We start from the raw sequence: 11,895 nt of genomic DNA, 5'->3' as shown, positions 1-11,895 counted from the left end.
CGCCGCGGGTTAAAGCTTTGCCTGTTATTTCCGCGCCGAAAACCCGGCGGACAGAACGAGTTTGAAAGCTCATGCATAGCGACACAGGCTTCCTTTCCTCTTCCCTCATAAGACGCGTCATCGTCATATGCGGAGCCCTTGCCGCCCTTCTCACTGCGCTCAATTTCGGCATGAAATGGTATGGCGACAGAATTATTCAGGCGGGACACACCACGTCGACCGACGAAGTGGAGATCACGATCGGCAACGACCGGCTGAAACTGGCAAAAAACACCCTTCGAAATCCGTCTGATCGTGACAGTGCACATGTGCGCGCCGACCTCTACCTCACCTGGCCCGACCTTGCGGGGTATCGAGATTCGAATCGTGCCCTTTTCGACGATCCGAAAAATGCAGTCGGGCTGATTTTCGTTCAGCTGTCGCAAAGCACCATGTCGCAGGACATGTCAGGACGTTTCGAGCCGATTTATACCAGACTTATAGAAGGTGAGCCGACGCCCCTGAAGCACGGACTGCTGCTCCATCGGCTGCGCGCTGATTCCGGTTATGGCAAGGAAGTCATATTGACCGGCCGACGCGACGGCGAAAGCGTCTATGTGGTGCGCTGCCTGCTGCCGCAGACGCCTCAGGAAACAACGGGTAGCGATTGTCAGAGAGATATCCACGTCGGGCAGGACCTGAGCCTGTTCTACCGATTCTCGGCCAACCTGCTGCCGCAATGGCAGGCGCTAGACGCGGCCGTGACACGCTATGTCGAGAAACGCCTCGTAAAAGACGAAAACCCGTGACACGGCACGAGACAGATCGCGTGTGAAAAGTCGCATTTTATGGAAGGCGGATACCTTTCATAAACCACTTGGTAACGCCATCCCGATAAAGTTTCTACCCGGAGCATTCGGGCGGGGCGTGTCCGAGCGGAACATAAATATGCGATTGAAGAGTTCAGCAGTGTTGAAAAGTCTATCTTGGGCACATTCGCGCAAAGCGGGTACAGGGTCTTTTGTAAGGTTTGTGGCGTTGACACTTGCGGCGGCGTTCATAACCGCAACATCCGTCCAGACCGCAAAGGCCGATCCGAAATATGCGGGCATCGTCATCGATGCGAAGACCGGCAAGGTGCTTTACGGCGAGGATCCCGACGGGCTGCGTTACCCGGCTTCGCTCACAAAGATGATGACGCTTTATCTGACGTTCGAAGCCCTCAGTGCCGGACGTATCTCTCTTGATTCCAAGGTGCCGGTTTCGGCGAATGCAGCCAAGGAGCCGCCGTCCAAACTCGGTGTGCGCGCTGGCGGCAGCATTACGGTCGAGCAGGCGATCCTTGCTCTCGTTACCCGGTCGGCCAACGACATGGCGACGGCGCTCGGTGAATATCTCGGCGGCTCAGAAGACCGTTTCGCCAGAATGATGACCGCAAAGGCCCGTGCCCTCGGCATGACGCGCACGACCTACCGCAATGCCAACGGGTTGCCCAATACAGCCCAGATGACCACGGCGCGCGACCAAGCCCGCCTCGGCATCGCGCTTCGCCAGCATTTTCCGCAATATTACGGTTACTTCTCCACCCGCACTTTTAATTTCGGCAAGCAGGTAATCGGCAATCACAATCGCCTCGTCGGAACCGTGAAGGGCGTCGACGGTATCAAAACGGGTTACACGCGTGCAGCCGGCAGCAATCTTGCCACCTCCGCGCAGCTCGACGGGCGCTCCATTGTCGCCGTCGTTCTCGGCGGTCGCTCCAGCGCTGCCCGTGACGCCACCATGCGCAAACTGGTTGCAACCTATCTGCCGCAGGCGTCGCGTGGCGGCAACAGCAACCTGATTGCACAGACGCGTTCCGCCCCGGTCGAAGAGCCGGTCGCTGTGGCCGCCGCCGTTCCCTCTGTCGCCGTCGCCGCGACGGATGCCGGCCTGCCCAATGCCGGACCCGTTCCGCAGACGCGTTACGAGGAAGCGCCGGTTACCGCCTTTGCTGGCTCCTCTTCCAATGCAGCCGTCAAGGCAATGGAAGCGGCTACCTGGCAGAAGGGTAAAGACCCCATCCGTCAGGCGCCCTCCGCGCCCGATCGCAAGCTGATAACCAATTCCACCAAGGTCGATAATATCGTCACGGCTTCCACCTCGGCTTCCGCAGCCTCCGCACCTTCCGTTGCGGCAAGGTCTGACGCGCCGCAGGGCGGCTGGGTCATCCAGATTGGCGCATCGCCGGACGAAAATTCCGCGCGCGGCCTGCTGCAGAGCGCCCAGGAAAAAGGCGGTGCGGCACTGCGTTCCGCCAAGCCCTTCACGGTGGCCTACAGCAAGGACGGCTCCCAGATATACCGCGCCCGTTTCGGCGGCTTCGATGGCCAGAACGCCGCGGTGAATGCATGCAATGCATTGAAAAAGAAAGGCGTCAGCTGCTGGGCATCCCTTCAGTGAAGACGTTCCCGCAGGCGGTGCTCTCTGTTTCGAACATCGCCTGTCTCCTCGAATTGTGTAATGAGTAGCGAGGCTTTCCAAGATGGCAGTCAACGAGAATTATTCGGACATTGCGTCTGGCAACGGGCATGGCAGCCTGTCGGTTCTGCATCCCATTCATGAGGCGGCGATGCGTATCGCCGATCTCGGTCTCAACCGTTCCAAGGCAAAAACGCGTGATCTCGTGGCGTTGCTGCTCTCGCATGGCGCCCGTGCCTGGCGCGCCAACCAGCCGGAAGCCAGCATTCACCTGCACGTCGCCCGTCGGTCGGGGCGCTCACCGGTTCATATACGTATTCGCTGACAGACCGCACCAGACGGAAACCCAAAGAAAAACCCCGCGGCGCACAGGCACCGCGGGGTTTTTGTTGATCCTGATGTGAAAAACGAGGCGGCTTACGCCTCGCTTTCCGGTGCCTCCGGCGTGGTCGGCAGATTGTCATCTGCCTCCTCGCCATTGCCATTTTCAGCCTCGTCGTCGCCTTCAGGCTCGTTGATGCGCTCCACGGAAACCACCTTCTCATCCTTCGCGGTCGAGAAGATTGTCACACCCTTGGTCGCGCGGCTGGCGATGCGGATGCCGTTGACAGGCACGCGGATGAGCTGTCCGCCATCGGATACCAGCATGATCTGGTCGCCTTCTTCCACCGGGAAGGCAGCGACAAGTTCACCGATCTCCGACGTCTTCGCGGTATCGGTGGCGCGGATGCCCTTGCCGCCGCGGCCTGAAGTGCGGAAATCGTAAGACGATGAACGCTTGCCGAAGCCCTTCACGGAAACCGTCAGCACGAATTCTTCGCGCGCCTTCAGTTCCTGGTAGCGCTCCTCACTGAGTTCGCCCTCTTCCGTTACTTCCTCACCGACGAGCGCGATATCGTCCTCATCCACGCCTGCGGCACGCCGTTCGGCAGCCGAGCGCTTGAGGTAAGCCGCACGCTCCCACGGCTCCGCTTCCACATGGCCCACAATGGTCATGGAGATGATGCGGTCGCCTTCGGCCAGGTTGATGCCGCGTACGCCGACGGAATTGCGGCCGGCAAAGACGCGTACATCGTCCACGGGGAAGCGGATGCACTGGCCGAGCGCGGTCGTCAGCAGCACATCGTCGCGGTCCGTACAGGTTTCGACGGAGAGGATTTCATCGCCCTCCTCGTCCAGCTTCATGGCGATCTTGCCGTTGCGGTTGACCTGTACGAAATCGCCGAGCTTGTTGCGGCGAACCGTGCCGCGCGTCGTCGAGAACATCACGTCAAGCGTTTCCCAGGTCGTTTCGTCCTCGGGCAACGGCATGATGGTGGTGATGCGCTCGCCGGGTTCCAGCGGCAACATGTTGATAAGGGCCTTGCCCTTGGACTGCGGCGTGCCGATCGGCAGACGCCAGACCTTTTCCTTGTAGACGATGCCACGCGAGGAGAAGAACAGGACTGGCGTGTGGGTGTTGGCGACGAACAGACGGTTGACGAAATCTTCATCGCGCGTTGCCATGCCGGAGCGACCCTTGCCGCCGCGACGCTGTGCACGATACGTCGTCAGCGGCACGCGCTTGATGTAACCGAGATGCGAAACGGTCACGACCATGTCTTCGCGGGCGATGAGGTCTTCATCGTCCATATCGGGACCGCCCTCGACGATCTCGGATCGGCGTGGCGTGCCGAATTCGTCGCGGACGGCGGAAAGCTCGTCCTTGACGATCTGCATGATGCGCAGGCGCGATGACAGGATTTCCAGATACTCGCTGATCTCAGCGCCGATCTTGTTCAGCTCGTCGCCAATTTCATCGCGGCCGAGCGCTGTAAGACGTGCGAGGCGCAATTCGAGAATGGCGCGGGCCTGTTCCTCGGAAAGGTTGTAAGTCCCGTCTTCGTTGATGCGGTGGCGCGGATCATCGATGAGGCGGATCAGGCTTTCCACATCCTGTGCAGGCCAGCGACGCGTCATCAATTCTTCTCGGGCCGAAGCCGGATCGGGAGCATGCCGGATGACGCGGATGACCTCATCGATATTGGCGACGGAAATCGCCAGACCGACCAACACATGCGCCCGCTCGCGCGCCTTGCGCAGCAGGTATTTCGTGCGACGGCTGACGACATCTTCGCGGAAGGACACGAAAGCACGCAACATGTCGAGCAGCGTCATCTGCTCGGGCTTGCCGCCGTTCAGCGCCACCATGTTGCAGCCAAACGAGGTCTGCAACGGTGTGTAGCGGTAAAGCTGGTTCAGGATGACGTCTGCATTGGCGTCGCGCTTCAATTCGATGACGACGCGATAACCCTGGCGGTCGGATTCGTCGCGCAGGTCGGAAATGCCCTCGATGCGCTTTTCCTTGACCAGCTCAGCCATTTTTTCGATCATAGACGCCTTGTTCACCTGATAGGGAACTTCGGTGATGATGATCTGCTCGCGGTCGCCACGCATCGGCTCGATAGTGGCGCGGCCACGCATGATGACCGATCCGCGGCCCGTTTCGTAAGCCGAGCGGATGCCGGAACGGCCCATGATCAGCGCACCGGTCGGGAAATCAGGGCCCGGAATGATCTGCATCAGTTCCGGCAGCTCGATCGCCGGATTGTCGATCAGGGCGATACAGCCATCGATAACCTCTGACAGGTTATGCGGCGGGATGTTCGTGGCCATGCCGACCGCGATGCCGCCTGCCCCGTTGACCAGCAGGTTCGGGAACTTGGCCGGAATGACGACCGGCTCCTGCAAGGTGCCGTCATAGTTGTCACGGAAATCGACCGTTTCCTTGTCGAGATCGTCAAGCAGCGAATGCGCGGCCTTATCCAGACGGCATTCGGTATAACGTTCAGCGGCCGGCGGATCACCGTCGATGGAGCCGAAGTTGCCCTGGCCGTCGATCAGCGGCAGGCGGAGCGACCAGTCCTGCGCCATACGCGCCAGCGCATCATAGATTGCCAAGTTGCCGTGCGGATGGAATTTACCCATCACGTCCCCGGTTACGCGGGCGCATTTAACGTATTTCTTGTTCCAGTCGATGCCGAGTTCGGACATGCCGTACAGAATACGGCGATGAACCGGCTTCAGGCCGTCTCGCACATCGGGAAGCGCGCGGGACACGATAACGCTCATGGCGTAATCGAGATACGACCGCTGCATTTCCTCCATGATGGAAATCGGTTCAATGCCTGGCGGAAGCTTTCCGCCGCCGGGGGGCTCTGGTCAGTCAAAACGGATCACATTCTCTGTTAAGAATCGGATGGATTTTTATAGCGGAAACAGCCACGTTAAGCCAATTTCCCGGCGAGTTTTGAACAGGCTTTTGCGTCATTTGCAAGACGAACGCCGCTTTTCACGATTTAGCCGCCCAAATGCGTGGCGCTCTCTTTCAAAGTGCCCGCGACTTGCGTAGGCTCCGGCCTAAAAACAAAACCAACGGGGAAAGAATGGCCAGCAGCGAAACGCTCATCAATGCGCTTACCACACTTCTGGTCACACTCGATCCGCCTGGGCTTGCGCCCGTCTTTCTGGCGCTGACTGCCGGAATGACCCGTGACCAGCGCAGCCAGGTGGCGTTGCGCGGCTCCATCATCGCTTTCGGTATCCTTGCCGTCTTTGCCCTCTTCGGCCTCGCAATCCTCAATCTGCTCGGTATTTCGCTGGGCGCCTTCCGCATCGCCGGCGGCCTTCTGCTGTTCTGGATCGCCTTTGAAATGATTTTCGAAAAGCGCCAGGAGCGCAAGGAAAAGACCTCGGAAATCGCCATTACCAAGGACCATCTCCACAATCTCGCGGTCTTCCCGCTGGCCCTGCCGTTGATTGCCGGGCCGGGTGCTATTTCCGCCACCGTTCTGCTTGCCGGCTCAATGAAGACCACGGTCGAGATGGTGGTGCTCATCCTTATCCTCGCTTTCGCGATGGCCCTCGTTTACGCGGCCTTGATCGTCTCGGAACGGATGGATCGCTTTCTCGGCAATACCGGCCGCGCCATCCTTACCCGGCTTCTCGGCGTCCTGCTGGCCGCGCTTTCCGTGCAGTTCGTGGTCGACGGGATCAAATCCGCATTCGCGTTCTGAGTTGTTGCTGCCTGGGATGGGCGCACCATAATTCCCATCGATATCAGGGACGGGAAAAATCCTGTCTTTAAATCCGGCCGTCGCTTCGTTTAAAGACAGGCATCGTTCCCGGATTCGAAAGTTCTTCTCATGCGTTCAATGCTGCGCCGCCTCATCCCGGATGCCGCACCTGTCAGCAACAGGGAAAGGCTGCGCTCTGCAATCGGCGCCCTTGTCGGCATTCTGCTAACCGGCCTTCTGGGCAGTCTGGCTCTGCGTTTCGATCCCACCCTGCCCGCCATGATTGCACCGATGGGTGCTTCGGCCGTGCTCCTGTTCGCCGTACCTTCCAGCCCTCTGGCGCAACCCTGGTCGATCCTGTGCGGCAATCTGGTCTCGGCTTTCGTCGGCGTAACCGTGGCGCTGCTGGTGCCTGATCCATTCTTCGCCAGCGCGCTCGCCATCGGCCTTGCGATTGCGGCGATGATGGCGCTGCGCTGCCTGCATCCACCTAGCGGTGCTGTCGCGTTGACGGCTGTACTCGGTGGCCCCGCCGTCCACAGCCTCGGCTATGGATTCCTGCTCTGGCCGGTTGCTGGAAACTCGCTGATCCTCCTCGCCATGGCACTCGTCTACAACAATGCCACCAGCCGTGCCTATCCGCACGGTCTCAAGCTTGGAAAGGCCGCGCACAGCACCACGGACCCCGCTCCCGTCCAGAAGATCGGCTTTTCCTCGACCGATCTCGATGAGGTCCTGAAGGAATATGACGAGTTCATCGATATCGACCGCGATGCGCTGGAAACCATCCTGCGGAAGACAGAGTTGCGCTCCTACCGGCGTCGCGCGCTGCATCTCGATTGCGAAAGTGTCATGTCGCGGGACGTGGTCGGTGTCGCCCCTGATGACAGCCTGCGCCACGCGCATGCCCTGATGCAAAGCCATCATTTCAAGGCGTTGCCCGTCACCAATGACAGCGCCGAAATCGTCGGCATCGTCACCCAGACGGACTTTCTGGAAAAGGCGAGCTGGAGAAACGGTCGTCCCTCGATCGGTTTCCTGCAGCGGCTTCGCCTCATCCTGTCAGGCGCAAGTGCCCCCAACGATACGGTCAAGGACATCATGACATCGCCCGTTAAAATCGTGCAGCCGGAAACCCCAATCGAGGAAGCAATCATCCGCTTTGCGGAGGAAGGATTGCATTATCTGCCTGTCATCGACGCAAGGGGTAAGATGGTCGGCATCGTGTCGCAATCCGATGTCATGGTGGCGATGCTGGCCGACAAGGTCGCGGCATAGACTGCCCCGGGCGTCGAAGTGTTCTTCTCTTAAAAAAAACGGCAAAGCCCGATGTCAGCGTCTCGCCTTCAAAAGGCGCTGCCACAGTGTGCCACCGAAGAACCGCCCGAGCACGACAAAATAGGCAATGATCAGCGCAAAGGCGATAAAGGCGGGCGCACCGTTGAGGGCAAAACCTTCGGGCGTTCGCCCTCCCGCTACCGTCGCGACCAGAAATCCGGCGGCGAAAAACGCCGTCCAGAAGTCGAGAAAAAAAGCGAGGATGATGCGCCAGGTGGCGGGCTGTTTTGGCTGCAGGGTTTCGTCAGTCAAGCTCACCTCCTGTCACACGTTTCTTCGTCCCCGGTCCGATCAGAACGGGATATCGTCATCCATGTCGTTGGAGAATCCGCCCGAAGGCTGGTTGCCGCCACGGGAAGAACCGCCGCGCGAGGAGGACTGCTGGTCGTAACCGCCGCCATAGCTGGAGCCGCCGCTGCCATAATCATTACCGCCGCCGAAGTCGCCGCCGCCGCTACGGCCGCCGCCCTCACCGCGACCATCGAGCATGGTCAGCGTGGAGTTGAAGCCCTGCAGCACGATTTCGGTGGAGTAACGGTCGTTACCGGTCTGGTCCTGCCATTTGCGGGTCTGCAACTGGCCTTCGATATAGAGCTTGGCGCCCTTCTTCACATATTGCTCGACGACCTTGCACAGGCCTTCGTTAAACACGACGACCGTGTGCCACTCGGTCTTTTCCTTGCGCTCGCCGCTGTTGCGGTCCCGCCAGGTCTCCGAGGTGGCGATGCGCAGGTTGGCAATGGGTCGGCCATCCTGCGTCCGGCGGATTTCGGGATCAGCGCCCACGTTTCCGATCAGAATTACCTTGTTTACGCTACCAGCCATCTCGTCATCCTGTCCGCCGGCCATCATGACCGGCAATTGCATTTCAAAAAATTCGGCACACAATAGCTGCCGCCGCCCGCAAAGGGCACCGCAAGCATGGAACTATCCACAAAGAATAATCTTAAGCTGTGGGGGCAGACATTCGCGCTTGCAATTCGTTCCTTTTTTGTTCTATTGAACTGCAGATTTCGAGTCAAGCATCGTGAAAAGCTGCGACCGATAGGGAATAGACCTCGACACGTCCGGCTGCGTCACTACATAAGGACGCGCCGCCATCCAGCCTGTTATTTTTGTCCGAGCCTTGTCATGAGTGAACTGAAGACGATTTCCATCCGTGGTGCCCGTGAACACAATCTCAAGGGTATCGATCTCGATCTGCCACGCAACAAGCTGATCGTCATGACCGGGCTTTCCGGCTCAGGCAAGTCGTCGCTCGCCTTCGATACGATCTACGCCGAAGGCCAGCGCCGTTATGTCGAAAGCCTCTCGGCCTATGCGCGCCAGTTCCTGGAAATGATGCAGAAGCCGGATGTCGACCAGATCGAGGGCCTGTCGCCGGCAATCTCTATCGAACAGAAGACCACCTCGCGCAACCCGCGCTCCACGGTCGGCACGGTCACCGAGATCTACGACTATATGCGCCTTCTCTTCGCGCGTGTCGGTGTCCCCTATTCGCCGGCCACGGGCCTGCCGATTGAAAGCCAGACGGTCAGCCAGATGGTCGACCGCATCCTCGCTTTCGAGGAGGGCACGCGTCTTTACATCCTCGCGCCGATCGTGCGTGGCCGCAAAGGCGAGTACAAGAAAGAACTTGCCGAGCTGATGAAGAAGGGCTTCCAGCGTGTAAAAGTGGACGGCCAGTTCTACGAGATCGCCGACGTTCCTGCTCTCGACAAGAAGTACAAACACGACATTGACGTGGTGGTTGACCGCGCCGTCGTGCGCCCGGATATGGCCGCGCGTCTTGCCGACAGTCTTGAGACCTGCCTCAAGCTTGCCGACGGGCTGGCAATTGCCGAATTTGCCGACAGGCCCCTGCCGCCCGAAGAGACAGCCGCCGGTGGTTCCGCCAACAAGTCTCTCAACGAGACCCATGAGCGGGTGCTGTTTTCGGAAAAATTCGCCTGCCCCGTTTCCGGTTTCACCATTCCGGAAATCGAACCGCGTCTCTTCTCCTTCAACAACCCCTTCGGCGCCTGCCCCAGCTGCGATGGCCTTGGCTCGCAGCAGAAGGTGGATGAGAACCTGATCGTACCGGAGCCGGCCCGCACCCTGCGTGACGGGGCCATTGCTCCCTGGGCAAAATCATCGTCGCCCTATTACAACCAGACGCTCGAAGCGCTCGGCAAAGCCTTCGGATTCAAGCTTTCGAGCAAGTGGTCCGATCTTTCGAAGGAGGCGCAGCACGCCATTCTTCAGGGCACTGACGACAAGATCGAGTTCAACTACCAGGACGGTGCCCGCTCCTACAAGACGGTCAAGAACTTCGAAGGCATCGTGCCCAATCTGGAGCGGCGCTGGAAAGAGACAGACAGCGCCTGGGCGCGCGAGGAAATCGAGCGCTATATGTCGGCAGCCCCCTGCCCGGCCTGCGCCGGTTACCGCCTGAAGCCGGAGGCGCTGGCGGTCAAGATCAACAAGCTGCATATCGGTGAAGTCACCGAAATGTCGATCCGCACGGCGCGCGACTGGTTCGAGGTGCTGCCGGAAAGCCTGAACACGAAGCAGAATGAAATTGCCGTCCGTATTCTCAAGGAAATCCGCGAACGCCTGCGATTCCTCAACGACGTAGGGCTGGATTATCTCAGCCTGTCGCGCAATTCGGGCACGCTGTCGGGCGGGGAGAGCCAGCGTATCCGTCTGGCCTCGCAGATCGGCTCTGGCCTCACCGGCGTTCTCTACGTTCTCGATGAGCCCTCGATCGGCCTGCACCAGCGCGACAATGCGCGCCTGCTGGATACGCTCAAACATCTGCGCGATATCGGCAACACCGTCATCGTGGTCGAACATGATGAGGACGCCATTCTGACGGCGGATTATGTGGTCGATATCGGCCCGGCGGCCGGTATTCACGGCGGCCAGGTGATTGCCGAAGGATCCCCGCAGGAAGTGATGGCCAATCCGAAATCGCTGACCGGCAAATATCTCTCCGGTGAACTCGGTGTTGCCGTGCCGGCTGAGCGCCGCAAACCCAAGAAGGGCCGCGAGATCAAGGTTTTTGGCGCACGCGGCAACAACCTGAAGAATGTCACGGCCGCTGTGCCGCTCGGTGTTTTCACGGCCGTAACCGGGGTTTCGGGTGGCGGCAAATCCACCTTCCTGATCGAGACGCTCTATAAATCGGCGGCGCGCAGGGTCATGGGCGCGCGTGAAATCCCGGCCGAACACGACCGCATCGATGGTTTCGAATTCATCGACAAGGTGATCGATATCGACCAGTCGCCGATCGGACGCACGCCGCGTTCCAACCCGGCCACCTATACCGGCGCCTTTACGCCGATCCGTGACTGGTTCGCCGGCCTGCCGGAAGCCAAGGCTCGTGGTTACGCGCCCGGCCGCTTCTCCTTCAACGTCAAGGGTGGCCGCTGCGAGGCCTGCCAGGGCGACGGGGTGATCAAGATCGAGATGCACTTCCTGCCTGACGTCTACGTCACCTGCGACGTCTGCCACGGCAAGCGTTATAACCGCGAGACGCTGGACGTCACCTTTAAGGGCAAATCCATCGCCGACGTGCTGGATATGACGGTTGAGGAAGGCGTCGAATTTTTCGCCGCCGTTCCCGCCGTGCGCGACAAGCTGCAATCGCTCTTCGATGTCGGCCTCGGTTACATCAAGGTCGGACAGCAGGCCAATACGCTTTCAGGCGGCGAGGCGCAGCGCGTCAAGCTCGCCAAGGAACTGTCGAAGCGCTCGACGGGCCGCACGCTCTATATTCTCGACGAGCCGACGACGGGCCTGCATTTCCACGACGTCAACAAGCTGCTCGAAATGCTGCATGCGCTGGTGGAACAGGGCAATTCCGTGGTGGTGATCGAGCATAATCTCGAAGTCATCAAGACGGCGGACTGGATCATCGATATCGGGCCTGAAGGCGGCACGGGCGGCGGCGAAGTGGTGGCCACGGGCACGCCGGAAGACATCGTCAAGGTGGAGCGTTCCTATACCGGCCACTTCCTGAAGGAGCTTCTGGAGCGCCGGCCGGCCGGAAAACGGGAGGCTGCGGAGTAAGCCGCAGTTT

General features: G+C 59.8%; 9 protein-coding genes. 6 read left to right on the top strand and 3 right to left on the bottom strand.

Annotation, left to right across the window (positions count from 1 at the left end):
• Window positions 1–71 precede the first annotated feature (71 nt).
• From BTN45_RS05510 to BTN45_RS05500, 3 genes are all read left to right on the top strand, one after another.
• On the top strand, window positions 72–788 hold the full coding sequence (locus tag BTN45_RS05510) for a hypothetical protein (protein ID WP_035208826.1): 717 nt from the start codon (window positions 72–74) through the stop codon (window positions 786–788).
• A 139-nt stretch (window positions 789–927) separates the two neighbouring features.
• On the top strand, window positions 928–2,421 hold the full coding sequence (locus BTN45_RS05505) for a D-alanyl-D-alanine carboxypeptidase (RefSeq protein ID WP_081093392.1): 1,494 nt from the start codon (window positions 928–930) through the stop codon (window positions 2,419–2,421).
• Between the two features lie 82 nt (window positions 2,422–2,503).
• On the top strand, window positions 2,504–2,764 hold the full coding sequence (locus BTN45_RS05500) for a hypothetical protein (protein WP_004441743.1): 261 nt from the start codon (window positions 2,504–2,506) through the stop codon (window positions 2,762–2,764).
• A gap of 92 nt (window positions 2,765–2,856) precedes the next feature.
• Here the strand turns inward: BTN45_RS05500 and gyrA are convergent, their stop codons facing one another.
• Entirely contained in the window at window positions 2,857–5,604 is a 2,748-nt protein-coding gene (gene gyrA / locus BTN45_RS05495; protein WP_207589645.1) for a DNA gyrase subunit A, read from the bottom strand.
• A 260-nt stretch (window positions 5,605–5,864) separates the two neighbouring features.
• Here gyrA and BTN45_RS05490 point away from each other — a divergent pair, with 260 nt between their 5' ends.
• Both BTN45_RS05490 and BTN45_RS05485 read left to right on the top strand, forming a co-directional pair.
• A complete protein-coding gene (locus tag BTN45_RS05490) occupies window positions 5,865–6,494 on the top strand; it encodes a MarC family protein (RefSeq protein WP_035208833.1) in 630 nt (209 codons plus the stop codon).
• A 129-nt stretch (window positions 6,495–6,623) separates the two neighbouring features.
• A complete protein-coding gene (locus BTN45_RS05485) occupies window positions 6,624–7,772 on the top strand; it encodes an HPP family protein (protein ID WP_207589195.1) in 1,149 nt (382 codons plus the stop codon).
• A 54-nt stretch (window positions 7,773–7,826) separates the two neighbouring features.
• Here the strand turns inward: BTN45_RS05485 and BTN45_RS05480 are convergent, their stop codons facing one another.
• Complete coding sequence (locus tag BTN45_RS05480; protein ID WP_234704074.1) at window positions 7,827–8,090, bottom strand: hypothetical protein; 264 nt, start codon at window positions 8,088–8,090, stop codon at window positions 7,827–7,829.
• Window positions 8,091–8,123: 33 nt separating this feature from the next.
• Window positions 8,124–8,699 carry a single-stranded DNA-binding protein gene (locus tag BTN45_RS05475; protein WP_162699318.1) on the bottom strand — a complete coding sequence of 192 codons (576 nt, stop codon included), beginning with the start codon at window positions 8,697–8,699 and terminating at the stop codon, window positions 8,124–8,126.
• A gap of 264 nt (window positions 8,700–8,963) precedes the next feature.
• Here BTN45_RS05475 and uvrA point away from each other — a divergent pair, with 264 nt between their 5' ends.
• A complete protein-coding gene (uvrA, locus tag BTN45_RS05470) occupies window positions 8,964–11,885 on the top strand; it encodes an excinuclease ABC subunit UvrA (RefSeq protein WP_022556122.1) in 2,922 nt (973 codons plus the stop codon).
• The last annotated feature ends 10 nt before the right edge of the window (window positions 11,886–11,895 follow it).

The sequence above is a fragment of the Rhizobium sp. ZX09 genome (assembly GCF_017357485.1).
GTDB lineage: Bacteria > Pseudomonadota > Alphaproteobacteria > Rhizobiales > Rhizobiaceae > Agrobacterium > Agrobacterium pusense.
The sequence above is the reverse complement of the archived record's forward strand: the minus strand, read 5'-3'. Positions and strand labels throughout refer to the sequence as shown.